At 63.6% G+C, this 17,644-nt stretch carries 16 protein-coding genes; 7 read left to right on the top strand and 9 right to left on the bottom strand.

The annotated features are described in order from the left end of the window. Nucleotides 1-19: 19 nt before the first annotated feature. The 6 genes from yidD to IWY39_RS07150 all read right to left on the bottom strand — a co-directional run bounded on the left by yidD (nucleotide 20) and on the right by IWY39_RS07150 (nucleotide 5,971). A complete protein-coding gene (yidD, locus tag IWY39_RS07175) occupies nucleotides 20-232 on the bottom strand; it encodes a membrane protein insertion efficiency factor YidD (RefSeq protein ID WP_017181459.1) in 213 nt (70 codons plus the stop codon). Next, nucleotides 229-624 carry a ribonuclease P protein component gene (gene rnpA, locus IWY39_RS07170; RefSeq protein ID WP_026149781.1) on the bottom strand — a complete coding sequence of 132 codons (396 nt, stop codon included), beginning with the start codon at nucleotides 622-624 and terminating at the stop codon, nucleotides 229-231. The genes yidD and rnpA overlap by 4 nt, the downstream gene beginning before the upstream one ends. A 32-nt stretch (nucleotides 625-656) precedes the next feature. Beyond that, nucleotides 657-791: a 50S ribosomal protein L34 gene (rpmH, locus tag IWY39_RS07165; RefSeq protein ID WP_006959075.1), complete on the bottom strand. Its 135-nt coding sequence runs from the start codon at nucleotides 789-791 to the stop codon at nucleotides 657-659. Between the two features lie 233 nt (nucleotides 792-1,024). Continuing rightward, nucleotides 1,025-1,792 (bottom strand): DsbA family protein, encoded by a 768-nt coding sequence (locus IWY39_RS07160; RefSeq protein WP_107124232.1) that lies wholly within the window; start codon nucleotides 1,790-1,792, stop codon nucleotides 1,025-1,027. Between the two features lies 1 nt (nucleotide 1,793). After that, entirely contained in the window at nucleotides 1,794-3,143 is a 1,350-nt protein-coding gene (locus tag IWY39_RS07155; protein WP_107124231.1) for a M48 family metalloprotease, read from the bottom strand. A 128-nt stretch (nucleotides 3,144-3,271) separates the two neighbouring features. After that, the gene (locus IWY39_RS07150; protein WP_409994359.1) at nucleotides 3,272-5,971 is read right to left on the bottom strand and encodes an Rne/Rng family ribonuclease; all 2,700 of its coding nucleotides are present in this window, start codon (nucleotides 5,969-5,971) and stop codon (nucleotides 3,272-3,274) included. A gap of 552 nt (nucleotides 5,972-6,523) precedes the next feature. On the opposite strand from IWY39_RS07150, the gene IWY39_RS07145 reads away from it, so the two are divergent. The 6 genes from IWY39_RS07145 (at nucleotide 6,524) to IWY39_RS07120 (ending at nucleotide 13,323) form a co-directional block, all read left to right on the top strand. Next, entirely contained in the window at nucleotides 6,524-7,804 is a 1,281-nt protein-coding gene (locus IWY39_RS07145) for an N-acetylmuramoyl-L-alanine amidase (RefSeq protein ID WP_107124229.1), read from the top strand. Between the two features lie 93 nt (nucleotides 7,805-7,897). After that, nucleotides 7,898-10,432, top strand: a complete 2,535-nt coding sequence (locus IWY39_RS07140; RefSeq protein WP_107124228.1) for a penicillin-binding protein 1A — start codon at nucleotides 7,898-7,900, stop codon at nucleotides 10,430-10,432. 155 nt (nucleotides 10,433-10,587) lie between these two features. Then, a complete protein-coding gene (locus IWY39_RS07135) occupies nucleotides 10,588-10,992 on the top strand; it encodes an endonuclease domain-containing protein (RefSeq protein ID WP_107124227.1) in 405 nt (134 codons plus the stop codon). 84 nt (nucleotides 10,993-11,076) lie between these two features. Continuing rightward, nucleotides 11,077-12,204 carry a peptide chain release factor 2 gene (gene prfB, locus IWY39_RS07130; protein WP_017181450.1) on the top strand — a complete coding sequence of 376 codons (1,128 nt, stop codon included), beginning with the start codon at nucleotides 11,077-11,079 and terminating at the stop codon, nucleotides 12,202-12,204. Nucleotide 12,205: 1 nt separating this feature from the next. Further along, on the top strand, nucleotides 12,206-12,934 hold the full coding sequence (locus tag IWY39_RS07125; RefSeq protein WP_107124226.1) for a class I SAM-dependent methyltransferase: 729 nt from the start codon (nucleotides 12,206-12,208) through the stop codon (nucleotides 12,932-12,934). Between the two features lie 80 nt (nucleotides 12,935-13,014). Then, the gene (locus IWY39_RS07120; protein WP_107124225.1) at nucleotides 13,015-13,323 is read left to right on the top strand and encodes a PilZ domain-containing protein; all 309 of its coding nucleotides are present in this window, start codon (nucleotides 13,015-13,017) and stop codon (nucleotides 13,321-13,323) included. Here the strand turns inward: IWY39_RS07120 and IWY39_RS07115 are convergent. The 3 genes from IWY39_RS07115 to IWY39_RS07105 form a co-directional block, all read right to left on the bottom strand. Beyond that, nucleotides 13,320-13,475: a hypothetical protein gene (locus tag IWY39_RS07115; RefSeq protein ID WP_017181447.1), complete on the bottom strand. Its 156-nt coding sequence runs from the start codon at nucleotides 13,473-13,475 to the stop codon at nucleotides 13,320-13,322. The genes IWY39_RS07120 and IWY39_RS07115 overlap by 4 nt on opposite strands. 16 nt (nucleotides 13,476-13,491) lie before the next feature. Next, on the bottom strand, nucleotides 13,492-14,202 hold the full coding sequence (locus IWY39_RS07110; RefSeq protein ID WP_107124224.1) for a hypothetical protein: 711 nt from the start codon (nucleotides 14,200-14,202) through the stop codon (nucleotides 13,492-13,494). A gap of 106 nt (nucleotides 14,203-14,308) precedes the next feature. Beyond that, the gene (locus IWY39_RS07105; RefSeq protein ID WP_107124223.1) at nucleotides 14,309-15,529 is read right to left on the bottom strand and encodes a toxic anion resistance protein; all 1,221 of its coding nucleotides are present in this window, start codon (nucleotides 15,527-15,529) and stop codon (nucleotides 14,309-14,311) included. A gap of 216 nt (nucleotides 15,530-15,745) precedes the next feature. On the opposite strand from IWY39_RS07105, the gene typA reads away from it, so the two are divergent. Then, on the top strand, nucleotides 15,746-17,563 hold the full coding sequence (gene typA, locus IWY39_RS07100) for a translational GTPase TypA (protein WP_107124222.1): 1,818 nt from the start codon (nucleotides 15,746-15,748) through the stop codon (nucleotides 17,561-17,563). Nucleotides 17,564-17,644 lie beyond the last annotated feature (81 nt).

Raw genomic sequence — 17,644 nt, 5'->3', positions numbered from 1 at the left:
CCGCCGTCTTATATCTGTGTCAGGGGACCGGGTCGTAGCCCGAACCGCCCCATGGGTGGCATCGCATTAGCCGCTTCCCTGCCAGCCAGCTACCCTTGATCGCGCCATATTTGCGCACGGCCTGGATCGCATATTCCGAACAGGAAGGGGCATAGCGGCAGGAAGGGGGCAGGATGCGCGAAGGGCCGATCTGCCAGAAGCGCGCGATCAGGATGAGCAGGCGGGCCATCATGCGCCGACCTTGCCTTTCCCCCGGCCATGACCGGCCCGCGCGCCATGGCGCGGCGGCGCATCACCGGCCTGCGGCGCGCGCGCAATCTTGCGCAGCGCCTTTTCCAGCTCGGTGCGCAGCAAGGCGAAATCGCGTTCCTTGCCACCATCGCGGCCAATCAGCACATGGTCGGCACCGGCATAGCCATGCAGCGGCAGCAATTCCCGTGCGAGAACGCGAAAGCGGCGCTTCATCCGGTTACGGATGACGGCGCCGCCAATCTTTTTCGTGACCGTGATGCCGAATCGCATCGCCGGATCGCCATCGTCGCGGTCACGCACCAGCAGGACGAATCCCGGCATGGGTGCGCGCTTGCCGCGATTGGCCGCCAGGAAATCGGCCCGCTTGCCCATGATGGCAGGCGCAGCCGAAGGCGGCCCTTCGATCAGGCGCTCAGGCTCTTGCGGCCGCGCGCACGACGGGCACGGATGATGTTGCGGCCGCCGGGGGTCGCCATGCGGGCGCGATAACCGTGACGGCGCTTCCGAACCAGATTGCTCGGCTGAAAAGTGCGCTTCATCGTTCATTCCTCAAAAAACAACTAGAGAATCGGGCGTGACAAAAAACGGCCGCCAAAGCAGCGGCCGCATGGTCAGGGGGCGTCCGATAGGCAAATGGGGGTGGGAAGTCAATGGCAGGATGCGCCTGCATCATGCACTTCGTGCTCCTGCGAAGGCAGGAGCCCAGTCCGGCCTTGCCGCATGACCGCGAGGGCGGAACTGGGTTCCTGCCTTCGCAGGAACATTATGCTTTCTACTTCCCCCGCGCTGCCGCCACGCCGCTCTTCAGCGCGTCGAAACCGACCGCGCCATTCAACACCTGATCGCCGATGACGAAGGTCGGCGTGCCGCTCGCCTGCAATTTCTGCGCGAGCGCGATGTTGGACTGGATTTCGGCGTCATATTTGCTCGACGCCATCGCTGCTTCCGCGTCCGCCTTGCTGATGCCGGCCTTCGCCGCCGCCGCGACGATCGTGTCGCGCGTCACTTTGCCAGCGCCATAGAGCGCCTTGTGATAGGCCATATATTGGCCGCGCTCGGCCGCCAGAAGCGATACTTTGGCCGCGTCGCTGCTTTCTTCCGACAGGATCGGCAGTTCGCGATAGACGATCTTCACCTTGGCGTCCGACCCCACCAGCTTGGCAAGATCCGGCAGCGATGCGCGGCAATAGCCGCAGGCATAGTCGAAAAATTCGACCACGGTGACATCGGCATTGGCCGCGCCTTCCCACGCCCCGGCATAGGGTTTTTCCAGCGCCATGCGATTGTCCGCAATCGTGCTGGACATGCGTTTCGCCTGCAATCTTTCGATTGCCTGCGGGATGATTTCGGGATGCTCCAATATATAGTCATGAACGATCTTTTCGATCGCGCTCTTGTCCGTGGCGGTAACGGCGGCGGGGGCCTGCACGGCCAGAGCGGTCCCGGCGGCTGCCGCGATAAAGGCGAAAGCGCCAAGGGTCATCTGGATCATCCTGTTGGAAAGGGCCGTGCGGAATGTCGGCCGGTTGTGCTGCGTCATTTTATCGTTTCTTCCGCTGCTGCTCGATCGCGGCGCGCGATACCATCGCGATATCCTGCGCCCGCAGATAGTCAACCGTGCCCGGCTTCAACCCCTGCATCGCCGCATCCGCACTGCGCAGCGCCATCGGATGCTGGCCCATCATCGCGTATCGCTCCGCCGTCGCCAGCGCCGCGCGTGGCGTATCGCCCCGCCGTTCATAGACGACGCCCAATTGATACCAGGCGAAGGGATTTTCCCGGTCGCGCGCCACTGCCAGGCGCAAAACCTGCTCGGCCTCGGCAAAATTCGCCTCATCCTCGGTCGCGATCAGCGCATGGGCCAGCAGCACGGAAATCAGCGGCTGGTTGGTCAGCCGCACCGCTTCGCGCAGCGGTGCAATCGCGTCCTTGGGGCGGCCGCTTTCCAGCAATATCTGGCCTTTGAGCTCCAGAAAATAGGGATCGTCCGGCATCGCCGCCAGCAATGCGTCGGCTTCATGGAGCGCGCGTTGCGGATAGGCGCTTTTGTGCCAGGCATAGGCCCTGGCATAATGCGCCGGGATCGACTGGTCGCTTTCGGGATATTTGATCAGGGTCTGGGTGGGTTCCGACACGAAGCCAACCAGCTTGGCCTTGATCCGCTCGAACCGCGCCTCCAGCGCCTTGTCGACCGGCTTGTCCCACGCCGGATCGACCGTATAGACCTCGCGCAGCACATTGATGCGTTCCCCCGACAGGGGATGGGTGCGGCCATAGCTGTTGTCCTGCGGTATCGCGAGGCGATATTCCTGATTTTGCAGCTTCTTGAAGAATTCCAGGCTTCCCCGGCCGCTGATGCCCGCCGTGCTCAGATAGCGCGCGCCCGCCAGATCGGCGGAGCTTTCCTGACCGCGCGAAAAAGCCAGGAATTTGGACATCGCCGCCTGCTGGCCGAGGCCCATAATCCCCATGCCCGCTTCCGCGCCGCCCGCTGCGATGGCGGCGGCCCCCAGCACCAGGCTGAGCAACGTCACGCCGGTCGCTTCGCGAATCCCTTCGCCAAAGCGGACGATATGGCCGCCCTCTATATGGCCCAGTTCATGCGCCACCACGCCCTGCAACTGGTTCACATTGTCGGCCTGCGCGATCAGCCCGCTATGCACCCACACATATTGGCCACCAGCGACGAAGGCGTTGATTTCGGGATCGTTGATGACCAGCACCTCGACATTGCGCGGGGCCATGCCCGCCGCCTTGACGAGCGGCGCGGACATATCGGCCATGAACGCCTCGGTCTCGGCATCGCGCAAGATGCTCTGCGCCAGCGCCGGGCGTGCCATCAGCATGAACACGCCCAGCAGAAGGGCAAGCCATCGGATCAATCGGACCATCACGCGCCGCCCATGCCATGCAGGCCATGAACCCCCGGTGAAGCGGCGCGCCAAACGAAAAACGCCGCTGCCGACCGGGCATGACCGGATAAGCAGCGGCGCTTGTTCATGGGCGAGCGATCCGGCTTTTATTGGCCGAACGTACGCTGCCACCAGCCGCGACGCGGCGTGCCATCGTCATTGACGCCTTCGGATTCGCTCTCCGCCGCGACAGGCTCGGCGGCAGGCGCTTCCTCGGCCGGAGCGGGTGCTTCGACGGCAGGCGCAGCCGTTTCGGCTTCCGCTGCGACATCGGCCTTCTTGCGACGGGTGCGCTTGGGCTTGGCAGGGGCTTCTTCGGCAACCGGCGCCTGGGCCGCGGCCGCTTCCGCCGCAGCGGCATCAGCCTCGATCTGCGCCTTGGTGCGACGACCACGGCGGGGCTTGGCTGGCGCCTTTTCGGCAACGACCTCTACCGGGGCTTCGGCTGCAACCTCGGCGGGCGCGTCCTCGTCGACGGCTTCGGTTGCGGGCGCGCTGTCGGCCTTGGGCTTGCGGGCGCGGGGGCGACGACGGGTCTTGGGCGCTTCCTCGGCGGGCGCTTCCTCGACCGCAGCCTCTTGGGCCACGGCGTCTTCGGCGACAGGTGCGTCCTCGGTCACCGCCTCGGCGGTTTCCGCGTTCGCATCGGTTGCCGCTTCACCGCCTTCACGACGACGGCGACCGCCACGGCGACCACGGCGGCCACGACGACGGGCAGCGCCTTCTTCCTCGGCTTCGACGGGAGTGACGGTGGCTTCCGCCTCGCCATCACTGTCCTCGTCCGCTTCATCGGCGCCCGCTTCCTGTGCCTCACCGGCGTCATCCGCAGCTTCGCCCTCGACGCGATTTTCATCGCGCTGGCCGCCACGACGGCGACGGCGGCGACGGCGACGGCGGTTGCCATCGCGATCCTCGCCCCGGTCGCCCCGTTCGGAACGGTCGCGCTCAGAGGCGGCCTCTTCCTCTTCCTCGGGTTGCGGCTCTTCTTCTTCCTCTTCTTCCTCGATCAGGTCGAGTTCGTCGTCATCCTGATCCATCGGTGCATAGGTCACGACGCGTTCGGGGCGCGGGCCGCTCGGCTCGACCGACATGCGTGCGCCCTCCACCTCGCCATCGGGCAGGACGATGATGCTGACGCCGTAGCGCTGCTCGATCTCGTCCAGTTCGCGACGCTTGTTATTGAGGACGTAGAAGGCCGCTTCCTGGCTGGCGCGCAGCGTGATGATGCTGCCGCGACCCCGCGCCGCTTCCTCTTCCAGCATGCGCAGCGCGGACAGGCCTGCCGACGATGCGGTGCGGACCAGGCCGGTGCCTTCGCAATGCGGGCACTGGCGGGTCGATGCTTCCAGCACGCCGGTGCGCAGGCGCTGGCGGCTCATTTCCATTAGGCCAAAGCCCGAAATCCGGCCGACCTGAATGCGCGCGCGATCGTCCTTCAGCGCTTCCTTCATCGCCTTCTCGACCTTGCGGATGTTGGAGTTCACCTCCATGTCGATGAAGTCGATGACGACCAGACCCGCCATGTCGCGCAGGCGCAACTGACGCGCAATCTCGCGCGCCGCTTCCAGATTGGTCGCAACGGCGGTCTGCTCGATGCCATGCTCGCGGGTCGACCGGCCGGAGTTGATGTCGATCGACACCAGAGCCTCGGTCGGATTGATGACCAGATAGCCGCCCGATTTCAGCTGCACCACCGGGTTGTACATGGCGGCCAGCTGATCCTCGACACCGGCGCGCTGGAACAGCGATACCGGGTCGGCATAGCCCTTCACCTTGCGCGCATGGCTGGGCATCAGCAAGCGCATGAAGTCCTTGGCGGCCTTGTAACCATGCTCGCCCTCGACAATGACTTCCTCAATATCCTTGTTGTAGATATCGCGGATCGCCCGCTTGATCAGGTCGCTGTCATTGTGGATCAGCGCCGGAGCGGCCGACTTCATCGTATTTTCGCGAATTTCGTCCCACAGCCGGGCGAGATAGTCGAAGTCGCGCTTGATCTCGACCTTGGTGCGCTGAAGGCCGGCAGTCCGCACGATGCAGCCCATCGACGAAGGCAGCGCCATGTCGGCGATGATCGACTTCAACCGCTTGCGGTCCGCTGCATTGCTGATCTTGCGCGAAATGCCGCCGCCGTGCGACGTGTTGGGCATCAGCACGCAGTAACGACCGGCCAGCGACAAATAGCTGGTCAGCGCCGCGCCCTTGTTGCCGCGCTCTTCCTTGACGACCTGGACCAGCAGCACCTGGCGGCGCTTGATGACGTCCTGAATCTTGTAGCGGCGGCGCAGCGCCATTCGCTTGCGGCGCAGTTCGTCGGCGGCATCGTCGCCACCCCGGCTACGGCCACGCCCGCGACCATTGCCGCGCCCGCCTTCGGCCTGTTCGCCGCTCTCCTGCTCGTCATGCGCATCGTCATCATCATGATGATGGGTCGCCTCGACGGTTTCGACGCTGCCGCCTTCGCCGTCCTCGTCATCCTCATCGTCCAGATCGGCGCGCAGCGCAGCCTCTTCCTCGGCATGGGCGCGTTCTTCGCGCAACAGCGCTTCGCGATCCTCACGCGGAATCTGATAATAGTCGGGATGAATTTCGCTGAAAGCGAGGAAGCCGTGGCGGTTGCCGCCATAATCGACGAAGGCGGCCTGCAACGAAGGCTCGACCCGCGTTACCTTGGCCAGATAGATATTGCCCTTGAGCTGCTTGTGCTCAGCGGACTCGAAGTCGAATTCCTCGATCCGGTTACCCTTGACGACCGCGACACGGGTTTCTTCCCGGTGGCGCGCATCGATCAGCATACGCATTGTCATGTAATAGTCTCCGGCGTGGACGGGCTGCGGCACTTGGCCGCGCCGCCACGCGATAGTGAAGGGACGGCCGCGTGCGCGCCGAAAGGGGCGCAGGTTGCGACATCGTCCAGGTTTGAAGGAAATATTGCGCGTCTGCTGCGTCGGCAGGGCCGGACAATTCGCCGGGCCGGACCATCCACGCCGCATCGCCCGTTACCGGGGCAAGCGTGGAATGGAATTCATGCCTCATGCAGCGTCAACCTGTTACTGGCATCCTGTGGCGCGCAGGGTGCGCGCCGATGCCGCTCTTGTTTCCCCGCATCGCCACCGTGAAACAGGCTAGTCTTGCGGGAATATGAATGGGTAGCAGTCAAAGACCCACGGGGCAACGGCTGCCTGAAATATTATGTCGTGTTCGCGTCCGTTCAAAAATGGGCGGAGCAAAGCCCGTTCCAAACCAGCACCCGTATCGCCGCTCGTGCTGAAAATCTCGTTAACCCTCTCATTTTACGGAGCCACAACAGGCTTTGCTTAATCCGGTGTTTAGCGTGGGGACGCTGAACGGATAAGCGCATGACATTTGGCTGGACGGCCCGCATCCATGCGATGCACAAGCGGCGCATGTTACAAAGCCTTGCCCTTGCAAGCACTCTGACGATGGCGGCGCCCGGCAGCGCCGGCGGCATCTATGCCGTCGATGTACGCGACGATCGCGTCATTGTCCGCTTCGACGATCGGGTCGATGGCGCGTCTGCCTTTTTGCTTGATACGCCGCGCCGTATCGCGCTCGACATCAGCGGCGCGCAGATCAGTCGCGGCCAGTTCGCGCCTGGCAATGGCACGATCGCCGCAGTGCGTCAGGGCCAGTTGAGCGAAAGCACTGCCCGCGTCGTTCTCGATCTCGCCAGCCCGGCGACGCTGGGCGATGCGCAGATCGCGCCCGACGGCAAATCGCTCAGCTTCTCGCTCAAAGGCGCGACCGACAGCGTCTTTCGCACGGCGGTGGGCAGGGGCCGCACCAATTTCGACGCGCCCGCCAATATGAGCGCCCGACCGCGAAAGCGACTCCATTCGATCACCGTGCCGATCCCGTCCATGGCGCGCGGCGTCGCGCTGCCGCCGATCGAGGGCGCGCGTGACGGCACCCGTCCCCTGATCGTGATTGATGCGGGCCATGGCGGCCATGATCCGGGCGCGATCAACAAGGACAATGGCAAGCGGGAAAAGGATGTGACGCTTGCCATCGCCCAGGCGATCCGCGACCAGTTGGTCAAGTCGGGCCGCGTGCGCGTGGCGCTGACGCGCGACGATGACAAATATCTCGTTCTTCAGGAACGCTATGGCATTGCCCGCAAGCTGGGGGCGGACCTGTTCATTTCGATCCATGCCGACGCAGCGGAAAATGCCGACGCGCATGGGGCGACCGTCTATACATTGTCCGAAACCGCTTCCGATCGCGAAGCGGCGCGTCTGGCGGCGCGGGAGAATAAGGCGGACATCATCAATGGCGTGAATCTTGGCGGCCAGTCGGGCGACGTCTCCTCGATCCTCATCGACCTGACCCAGCGCGAATCGATGAACATCTCGGCCAATTTCGCGCGCCTGCTCCAGCGCGAAGCGTCGCCTTATGTGCCCTTCCGCAGCGCCTATCACCGCTTTGCTTCCTTAATGGTGCTAAAAGCGCCCGATACGCCATCGGTCCTGTTTGAAACCGGCTATATCAGCAATGCCGAGGACGCGGCCTTTCTCGCCTCGCGCGAGGGGCAGCAGAAAATCGCCCGCGGCGTCGCCCGCGCGATCGAGGTTCACTTCGCCCGCAAGCTTGCGATGCACGGCGGCGCAGCGGGGGGCTGATCGCGCCAAAACGCGTCGCTGGCGGGGAAGGGGGGCAGGTTCGACGATCTGCGCTGGCCTTGGCGGCAATTTGACCTTAGAGCCTGATCCGTCATGGAAGAGGCCCGTTCCAATCCGCCCGCATCGTCCTTTGCCTATCGCCTGCGTCGCGACGCAGGGGGCGTGCTGGATCGTCTGCGCCCGCTCTGGCAGCGCCGCCTGTTTCGCTGGAGCGCGATCCTGCTGGGTGGCTTCCTGCTCTTTTGCGCGCTGTTCTGGCTGATCTTCGCGCGCGGCTTGCCCGACGCGGCGACGCTGCTGGAATATGAGCCGCCGCTGCCTACCATCGTGCGCGACATTAATGGCCAGCCGGTTCACAGCTATGCCCGCGAACGGCGCGTCCAGTTGCAATTCAGCGATTATCCCCCGCAACTGATCCACGCCTATCTGGCGGCGGAGGATAAGACATTCTTTGACCATCATGGCGTCGACTTCCCCGGTTTCGCTGGGGCCGTGCTTGATTATGCCAGCAAATTGGGGTCCGGCCAGCGCGCTCGCGGCGGATCGACCATTACGCAGCAGGTGGCCAAGAATCTGCTGATCGGCGACGAATATTCGCCCAGGCGCAAGGTGAAGGAGATGATCCTGGCGTGGCGCATGGAAAATGTGCTGACCAAGCAGCAAATCCTCGAACTCTATCTCAACCAGATATTTCTGGGTCGAAACGCCTATGGCGTACAGGCTGCCGCGCGCGCCTATTTCGACAAGGACGTCGCCGACCTCAAGCTCCACGAAATGGCCTATCTGTCGATCCTGCCCAAGGGGCCGGCCAATTACCGCCCCGAAAGCCCGACCGGCCATGCCCGCGCGATCGAACGGCGCAACTGGGCGCTGGGCGAAATGGTGAAGAATAATTGGATCACCCCTGCACAGCGCGACGCGGCGGTGGCCCAGCCGCTCGGCACCGTTGCCGCGCACGGCTCCGGCTTCGACGCGCGGGCAGGCGGCTATTATATGGAAGAAGTGCGCCGCCGCCTGATCAGTCTGTTCGGCGAAAAGGCGAGCGATGGTCCCAACAGCGTCTATGCCGGTGGCCTGTGGGTGCGTAGCCCCTATGATCCGGTGGTGCAGGAAAGCACCAAGAATGCGCTGCGCGGCGGGCTGTTGCGTTTCGACGCCGGGCGCGGCTGGTCCGGCCCGGTCGGTCATATCAAGATAGACAATGGCTGGGAGCGGGAACTGGCCGCCAGCTATATCGACGTCGATTATGCCGATTGGCGCGTCGCCGTCATCGTCAGCCGCACATCGACCGACGCGCAGCTTGGCTTTGCCGACGGCAGCACGGGCACTCTCCCCGCCAGCGCCGCGCAGAGCCCCTATCGCAAGACAGGTGGTCCGGCATTCTCTGCAATGAAGCCCGGCGACCTGATCGTTGTTGCGCGCAATGGATCGAACTGGGCGCTGCGTTCCATTCCCGAAGTGTCGGGCGGCATGATGGTGGAGGAGGTTCATTCGGGCCGCATCCGCGCGATGCAGGGCGGCTTTGATTCGCGCCTGTCCTCCTACAACCGTGCCACCCAGGCGCTGCGCCAGCCCGGTTCGACCATCAAGCCTTTCGTCTATGCCGCCGCGCTCGACAGCGGCATGACCCCGGCCTCGATCATCGTCGATGGGCCGCTGTGCGTCTATCAGGGCGCTGGCCTTGGCCAGAAATGCTTTCGCAACTTCTCCGGCGGCAGCGCTGGACCGCAGACGATGCGCTGGGGCGTCGAACAGTCGCGCAACCTGATGACCGTGCGGGCCGCCAGCCAGACGGGCATGGAGCGGGTCGTCCGCACCATCAAGGGCATGGGGATTGGCGACTATCAGCCCTATCTGTCCTTCGCGCTGGGCGCGGGTGAAACCACGGTCGAACGCATGGTCAATGCTTATGCGGCGCTCGCCAATCAGGGGCGGCAATTCCCCTCGCGCGTGATGGATTATGTGCAGGACCGACGTGGCAAGGTCATCTGGCCCGAACGCTGGCGCGCCTGCGATGGCTGCAACATGGCCAATTGGGACGGCAAGCCGATGCCGCGCTTCGGTTTTGAGGGCAAGCAGGTGATGAACCCGATGACCGCCTATCAGGTCGTCCACATCGCCGAAGGCGTGGTCCAGCGCGGTACCGCCACCGTACTGGCCGACCTTAAGCGTCCGCTCTTCGGCAAGACCGGCACCACCAACGGCCCGACCAATGTCTGGTTCGTCGGCGGATCGCCCGATCTCGTCGCTGGCGTCTATATCGGCTATGATCAGCCGCGCAGCCTTGGCGGCTGGGCGCAGGGTGGCCGCATCGCCGCGCCGATCTGGAAGGCGGCGATGGCCCCGATCCTGGAAACCATGCCCAAAACGCCCTTCATCGCCCCCGCTGGCATCCGCATGGTCGCGATCGACCGGCGGTCGGGCAAGCGCGTGTACGGCGCCTGGCCGACCAGCGAACCCAAGGCGGCGGTCATCTGGGAAGCCTTCAAACCCGAATCCGAACCCCGTCGCACGATCCGCAAGGAAGAGGCCGAAGAGCAAGCCAAGGTCGCCGCCACCCGCGCCGCCAGCCGCACCAGAGCGCGCACCGACAGCGAATTCCTGTCCGATCAGGGCGGGATTTATTGAGGTTTGACAGGCCGACTTTCTGCTGAACTAACTGATACCAAAGTCGGATATTTTTGCGATGGCCGCATGATGTGGCTTCGGGACTATCTGTGAAATTCCTCCCCTGGCAGGGGAGGTGGCTGGTCGCAGGCCAGACGGAGGGGTAGGGTGCGGCCATGCTCCACGGCCCGAAAGACACGCAACGCCGCGCCCGAACGCTTCGCCATACCATGACCTTGCCCGAAGTCTTGCTCTGGCAGGTACTGCGCGCGCGCCCGGCTAATCTTCGCTTCCGCCGTCAGCATCCCGCAGGCATTTACGTTTTGGACTTCTTCTGCCCACGACACCGGTTTGCGATTGAGGTCGATGGCGAGATTCATGGGCGCGGCGACCAGCCCAAACGTGACGCCGTGCGCGATGCTTGGTTGGTGGGCGAGGGGATCAAGGTGGTCCGCATCCCCGCCGCCGATGTCCTGCGTGATCTGGAGGCGGTTGTGCTCCACATCATCGCCCAGGCGCGGGGAGAGCTACCCCTCCGACGGACCTTGGGTCCGCCACCTCCCCCGTCAGGGGAGGATTGATCTTCCCAAATTGGCAGGCCTCGGATAGGGGCAGGCGTTTAAGGCGTTCCTCAGTCGACGCATCTGCATATCTGGAGACCACCCATGCGCGCCGAAGCGCTGCAATATATTGACCGCATCGACGCCGCGCTTGCCCTGCTGCGCCAGTCGCTCGACTGGGACCGCGCGCTGCGCCGCCTTGACGAGCTGAACGCGCGCGTCGAGGATCCGACCTTGTGGGATAATGCCAAGCTGGCGCAGGAGGTCATGCGGGAGCGGACCAGGCTGGACAGCGCCATTGGCGCGACCCGTGCCATTGCATCGGAAAAGTCCGACACTGCCGAACTCATTGAAATGGCGGAAGCCGAAGGTGACGAGGACATGGTGTCCGAAGCCATCGCGGCGCTGAAGGCGCTGGCCGACCGCGCGGACGAGGACAAGATCAAGGCGCTGCTGTCTGGCGAGGCCGATGGCAGCGACACCTATCTGGAAATCCATGCCGGTGCTGGCGGTACCGAAAGCCAGGATTGGGCCGAAATTCTCAGCCGCATGTATCGCCGCTGGGCCGAACGGCGCGGTTACAAGGTCGAACTGGTCGATTATCAGGCGGGCGATCAGGCGGGCATCAAGTCCGCGACCTTCCTGATCAAGGGCGAGAATGCCTATGGCTATGCCAAGACCGAAAGCGGCGTCCATCGCCTGGTCCGCATCAGCCCCTATGACAGCGCCGCGCGCCGCCATACCAGCTTCTCGTCGGTCTGGGTCTATCCCGTGATCGACGATGATATCGACATTGAAGTCAAGGAATCCGACCTCAAGATCGACACCTATCGCGCGTCGGGCGCGGGCGGGCAGCATGTTAACACGACCGATTCGGCCGTCCGCATCACCCATATTCCGTCCGGCATCATCGTCGCGTCGCAGAATGACCGTTCGCAGCACAAGAACCGCGCAACCGCGATGAACATGCTCAAGGCGCGTCTCTACGAAGCGGAACTGGCCAAGCGCGAAGCCGTGACGGCTGGCGAATATGCCGCCAAGACGGAGATCGGCTGGGGCCACCAGATCCGTTCCTATGTGCTGCAACCCTATCAGCTGGTGAAGGATCTGCGCACCGGGGTCACCTCGACCGCGCCCGACGACGTATTGGACGGCGCGCTTGATCCCTTCATGGCCGCAGCGCTCAGCCAGAAGGTGACCGGCGAAAAGGTCGATGTCGAGGATGTCGACTGACATGAGCATGCGGGCGGTTCTGGCGGGCGTGCTTGCCTTGCTCGCCGCCTGCGACCGCCTGTCGCCCGGTAACGAAACGGAGCGTTCCCCCGCTGCCGCGCCTTTCCCGCTGGCGGACCGCCCGGTGGCCCCGATCGTGTCGACCCGCTGGTCGAGCGAGGAGGCCCGCGACCGGGTGAATGAGGCGGAGGATATCATGGACCGCGCCGGGATCCGTCCCGGCATGACCGTCGCGGATATTGGCGCGGGCGAGGGCTATTATACCGTGCGGCTGTCCGCCCGCGTCGGCAAGAGCGGACGGGTGCTGGCGGAGGATATCATGCCGGAAGTGATCGAGGCGCTGTCGCGCCGCATCACGCGCGAAAAGCTGGACAATGTCAGCGTGAAGCTGGGCGCGCCCGAAGATCCCCGCCTGCCGGTCAACAGCTTTGACCGCATCTTGATGGTGCATATGTATCATGAGATTGCCGAACCTTATGCCTTTCTCTGGCACCTCAGCCCCGCGCTGAAAAAGGATGGCGAACTGATCGTCGTCGATTCCAACAGGCCGACCGAACAGCATGGCACGCCGCCGCGCCTGCTTGCCTGCGAACTGACGGCAATGGGCTTTCGGCTGGAAGAGGTCATCCCCAAGCCGAGCGCAGGGGGCTATTTCGCCCGTTTCCGCCGCATCGCGGCTCGGCCCGACCCGTCCAGTATCGTCACATGCGCCTATCGCAGCGAAAATTAGGGTTAACGCCGCCCTGATCCTTTCTGGTGATTGGCTGTTGCTCGCAACTGCAATATGACGGTGTCGGGGAGATTCCAATCATGACCGACCATGCATCGCTCGCCCCCTCCGGGACCAAACCCCGCATCGCCGCGCGGCACAAGATGTTCGAGCCGGTGGTGCTGCACCTGCGCGGTATGCCGCTGCGCGCACATATATTGGATATCTCGACAACCGGCGCGCTTGCCCATTGCGATCGTCCGCCATCTACGGGCGATCGCGTCATGATAGAGACGAAAGGGATCATGGTCGTTGCCCATGTCGTCTGGGTCCGCGCCAAGCGTTTCGGCGTGCATTTCGACATCGCCTTGTCCGACGCCATGGTGGCCGGCCTTGTAAACGGCCTTTAGTCCCTGCGCCGCCAGCGCCGGAATAGCGAAACCCCCAATATCCCGCTGCCCACCACCGCCGCGATGGCACCCCCTGCGGACGCCAGCGCCCATGCGCCTGCCGCCAGCAACCCGGTCAGGAAATCGACGATGATAAGGGTGAGATGGATCATTCGGGGAAGGATCGGGCTATTGCCCCAATTCCTTCGCCTCCTGATATTTCAGCTCCAGAAAGCGGTTCTGCGTCGCCAGCTTGTCCAGATCACCGCTGGCCAGGCTCTCGCTCATCCGCCCGATCTCCGCGTCGATCACCGCCAGCCCCTCGACCAACTGCTTTTCGGGCACCCGGCCATTGCGTTCCTCCCGCCGCAACGGCTGCGGGATCGACTGATAGCCTGTCACCAGTTCGGGCAGATGATCCGCCAGCAGCCTGCGCACTTCCAGGGCAGCGGGGTCTTGCGGTCCCAGCTTTTCCAGTTGTGGCGCCAATATCTCCAGCTTCGTGCCGATGCTGTCGACCAGTGTCACTGCCGGAGCCGGCAGCGCCTTGCGCTGATTTTCCAGCCAGATCTCGGTCTGGAGCGGCAGGGCGGTGAGCGGCGTTTCCGCCAGTGCCTCGGTCCGCACGCGGGTTTCCGTCGGCAGCAGGCCGATCAGCAACAATGCAGCGATCACCACCCCCAGCGCAATCATCACGCCGGTCGTCCCCAGTGGCACGACAAAGCCCGCGACCGCGCTGCCCAATATCACCGCCAGCACGGCCCAGAAGGCATATTTGACCTTGCGGATCAGCCCCGCATTGCGCCGCTGCCGCGCCCGTGCGGTCAGGCTCTGCCCGCGCTCGCTATGACGCCGCAGCACCGCTTCGGCATCGGCCAGCACACGATCGGACCGGCTCATTGCGCAGCGACTCCCACATCCGTTCGGTTCGAGCTTGTCGAGAACTCCGACGCAACAGTTCTCGACAAGCTCGAACCGAACGGGGGAGGGGGCGTCATACGCATCCTCATCCCTCGATCGCACTCAGCAGGGGATTGTCGGACCGCGCTTCCTTCGACGCCTGCGCCTGACCCTCGGCCCTTGCGATATAGCCCTTGGACTTCTCGACCTCGTTCGACAGCGTCGTCACCGTCGTTTTCATATTCTCCAGCGCCTTGAGCTTGAACGTGTCGATATTGTCCATCGTGTCGTAGATATTCTGGAAGGCGCGCTGCAACGTCTCGATCGGGATCGTGCTCGATGCGGCCTGCTCGTGAATCTGGGCGGTCTGACTCTTGAGCAATTCGCCGGTCGAATCGATCATGTTCGCAGTCGTCGTGTTGAGCGCGCTGATCTGCTCCAGCACCAGCCGCTGACCCACCAGCGCCTGTGCCACCGTCACTGCGGTGCGCAGCGCCGCGACCGTCGTGGTGGACGCGCGGTCGACGCCCTTGACCAGCTCGACATTATTCTTCTTCACCAGATCGAGCGCCAGATAGCCTTGCACCGTCACGGCCATCTGGGTCAGCAGATCCTGCGTGCGCTGGCGAATGTAGAACAGCGCGCTCTCGCGGATCGCCTTCGCCTTGGTCGGGTCGGTCGAATCCAGTTCCAGCGCCTTGGCTTCCAGCCGCGCGTCCATCGTCTTGCTGATATGGATCATCTGTTCCAGACGGCCCATCGTCGCCCACATATTCTGCCGCTCCACATCGATCGCGGCATTGTCCTTGATCAGCGTGTCCTTGCCGCTGGCCAGCGATCCCAGGATGGAATTGATGTGGCTCTGCGCGCTTTTATAACTATCGAAATAGTCGCGCATCTTGTTGCCGAACGGGATGATGCCGAACAGCTTTTTGCGGCTGGTCAGGCTGCCGCGCTTGCCGGGGTCCAGATCCTCGACCGTGCGGCGCAGTTCGGCCAGGTCCGCGCCGACCTTGCTGTCGCTGTCCATCGCCCGCACCGGCCGGTCGAGGAAGCGGTTGCTATGCCCCGCGGCCTCGGCAATTTCCTTGCGCCCCATATTGGTCAACTGGTCGACCCGCGCGCCGAACGCGGGCGAATTGGAATCCTGCGCCACAAGATCGTCGATGAAGGCGTCAACCTTCTCGTCCAGCTTGGATTTCTTCTCCGCATCGATCGGCACCAGCCCCGCCGCCCGTTCGGCGCTCACGACAGGCACTGGATCGGGCGGCGTCAGGTTGAACGGATCGCTGGAGGATGTCGTTGTCGCAGTAGCGGTCGTGGCCATGATATCTCCCTTGGTGTCATATTGATATAGAACACCCGCGCTTCAAGGCGCAATCGACAGGATAAACATAGGGGCCGTGCCGTCCAGTGGGAAGCGCGCCATATGTCGCGCCTGCCACGCGCCCTTGCCGCAACGCATCATTTCCTGTAGGGGCGCGCCCGAAGCCTCTGTGTGACCTTGTGTCGGCCAGGGGAGCCCATATCCCAAAGGCAAGACATGTCCCTGCGTAATATCGCGATCATCGCGCACGTCGATCACGGCAAGACCACCCTCGTCGATCAGCTTTTCCGCCAGTCCGGCACGTTCCGCGACAATCAGCGCGTTGAAGAGCGGGCGATGGACAGCAACGATCTCGAAAAGGAGCGCGGCATCACCATCCTGGCCAAGCCGACCTCGGTCGAATGGGAAGGCACCCGCATCAACATCGTCGACACGCCCGGCCACGCCGACTTTGGCGGCGAAGTCGAACGCATCCTCTCGATGGTCGATGGCGTTGTCCTGCTGGTCGATTCGTCGGAAGGCGCGATGCCGCAGACCAAGTTCGTCACCGGCAAGGCGCTGGCGCTGGGCCTGAAGCCGATCGTCGTCGTCAACAAGGTCGATCGCCCCGACGAACGGATTCAGGAAGTGCTGGACGAAGTGTTCGATCTGTTCGTGTCGCTCGACGCGACCGATGAACAGCTTGATTTCCCCGTCCTCTATGCGTCGGGCCGCAACGGCTACGCCAACGAAGATGCGTCGATGCGTTCAGGTACGCTGATCCCGCTGTTCCAGAAGATCGTCGACCATGTGCCGCCGCCAGCGCTCGACGTCGATGCACCCTTCACCTTCCTGGTGACCCTGCTCGATCGCGACAATTTTCTTGGCCGCGTGCTGACCGGCCGCGTCACCAGCGGCAAGGTGCGCGCCAACCAGGCGATCCACGCGCTCGACATGGACGGCAAGATCATCGAAACCGGTCGCGCGTCCAAGATCATGGCGTTTCGCGGCCTCGACCGCGTGCCTGTCGAAGAAGCGCAGGCCGGTGACATTATCAGCCTTGCCGGGCTGGCGGTCGCAACCGTGGCGAACACGATTGCCGACGTTTCCGTGACCGAACCGATCCAGGCCCAGCCGATCGATCCGCCGACCCTGTCGATGCGCTTCGCCGTCAATGATTCGCCCATGGCCGGCCGCGAAGGCTCCAAGGTGACGAGCCGCATGATCCGCGATCGTCTGGAGCGCGAAGCCGAATCCAACGTCGCAATCAAGGTGACGGAATCGGAAGACAAGGACAGTTTCGAAGTGGCTGGCCGCGGCGAACTTCAGCTTGGCGTCCTGATCGAAACGATGCGCCGCGAAGGGTTTGAACTGTCGATCAGCCGCCCACGCGTGCTGTTCGACACGGACGAGGACGGCAACAGGACCGAGCCTTATGAAACCGTCATGATCGACGTGGACGATGAATTTTCCGGCACGGTTGTCGAGAAGATGAATCTGCGCAAGGCGGAGATGACCGACATGCGCCCGTCGGGTGGCGGCAAGACCCGCATCACCTTCTCCGCCCCGTCGCGCGGTCTGATCGGCTATCATGGCGAATTTCTGTCGGACACGCGCGGCACCGGCATCATGAACCGGCTCTTCGAAAAATATGGTCCGCACAAGGGACCGATCGAAGGCCGCAAGAATGGCGTCTTGATCTCCAACGGATCGGGCGAGGCCAATGCCTACGCCCTGGGCCCGCTCGAAGAACGCGGCATTCTGATGGTGGGCGTTGGCGAAGCGCTGTATGAAGGCATGATCATCGGCCAGAACGCCAAGACCGAAGATCTGGAAGTCAATCCGATGAAGTCGAAGGCGCTCACCAATTTCCGCGCCAGCGGCAAGGATGACGCGGTCCGCCTGACGCCGCCCTGGAAGATGACGCTGGAACAGGCCATCGCCTATATCGACGACGATGAACTGGTCGAAGTCACGCCCAAGACCATTCGCCTGCGCAAGCGCTACCTCGATCCGAACGAGCGCAAGCGCATGAGCCGGTCCAAGGCAGCCTGATCAAGCCTCCCCCTTTGCGGGGGACCGACCGGCCAGACCGGCACGGGGGCGGGCGGCAACGCTCCGCCCCCATATTTTTGA

Source organism: Sphingobium sp. JAI105 (genome assembly GCF_015752145.1).
Lineage (GTDB): Bacteria > Pseudomonadota > Alphaproteobacteria > Sphingomonadales > Sphingomonadaceae > Sphingobium > Sphingobium xenophagum.
The sequence above is the reverse complement of the archived record's forward strand: the minus strand, read 5'-3'. Positions and strand labels throughout refer to the sequence as shown.

Bases quoted from the DNA above. Each gene is read 5' to 3' on its own strand.
- yidD (WP_017181459.1), bottom strand. From the start codon at position 232: ATGATGGCCCGCCTGCTCATCCTGATCGCGCGCTTCTGGCAGATCGGC.
- rnpA (WP_026149781.1), bottom strand. From the start codon at position 624: ATGGGCAAGCGGGCCGATTTCCTGGCGGCCAATCGCGGCAAGCGCGCA.
- rpmH (WP_006959075.1), bottom strand. From the start codon at position 791: ATGAAGCGCACTTTTCAGCCGAGCAATCTGGTTCGGAAGCGCCGTCAC.
- IWY39_RS07160 (WP_107124232.1), bottom strand. From the start codon at position 1,792: ATGACGCAGCACAACCGGCCGACATTCCGCACGGCCCTTTCCAACAGG.
- IWY39_RS07155 (WP_107124231.1), bottom strand. From the start codon at position 3,143: ATGGTCCGATTGATCCGATGGCTTGCCCTTCTGCTGGGCGTGTTCATG.
- IWY39_RS07150 (WP_409994359.1), bottom strand. From the start codon at position 5,971: ATGACAATGCGTATGCTGATCGATGCGCGCCACCGGGAAGAAACCCGT.
- IWY39_RS07145 (WP_107124229.1), top strand. From the start codon at position 6,524: ATGACATTTGGCTGGACGGCCCGCATCCATGCGATGCACAAGCGGCGC.
- IWY39_RS07140 (WP_107124228.1), top strand. From the start codon at position 7,898: ATGGAAGAGGCCCGTTCCAATCCGCCCGCATCGTCCTTTGCCTATCGC.
- IWY39_RS07135 (WP_107124227.1), top strand. From the start codon at position 10,588: ATGCTCCACGGCCCGAAAGACACGCAACGCCGCGCCCGAACGCTTCGC.
- prfB (WP_017181450.1), top strand. From the start codon at position 11,077: ATGCGCGCCGAAGCGCTGCAATATATTGACCGCATCGACGCCGCGCTT.
- IWY39_RS07125 (WP_107124226.1), top strand. From the start codon at position 12,206: ATGAGCATGCGGGCGGTTCTGGCGGGCGTGCTTGCCTTGCTCGCCGCC.
- IWY39_RS07120 (WP_107124225.1), top strand. From the start codon at position 13,015: ATGACCGACCATGCATCGCTCGCCCCCTCCGGGACCAAACCCCGCATC.
- IWY39_RS07115 (WP_017181447.1), bottom strand. From the start codon at position 13,475: ATGATCCATCTCACCCTTATCATCGTCGATTTCCTGACCGGGTTGCTG.
- IWY39_RS07110 (WP_107124224.1), bottom strand. From the start codon at position 14,202: ATGAGCCGGTCCGATCGTGTGCTGGCCGATGCCGAAGCGGTGCTGCGG.
- IWY39_RS07105 (WP_107124223.1), bottom strand. From the start codon at position 15,529: ATGGCCACGACCGCTACTGCGACAACGACATCCTCCAGCGATCCGTTC.
- typA (WP_107124222.1), top strand. From the start codon at position 15,746: ATGTCCCTGCGTAATATCGCGATCATCGCGCACGTCGATCACGGCAAG.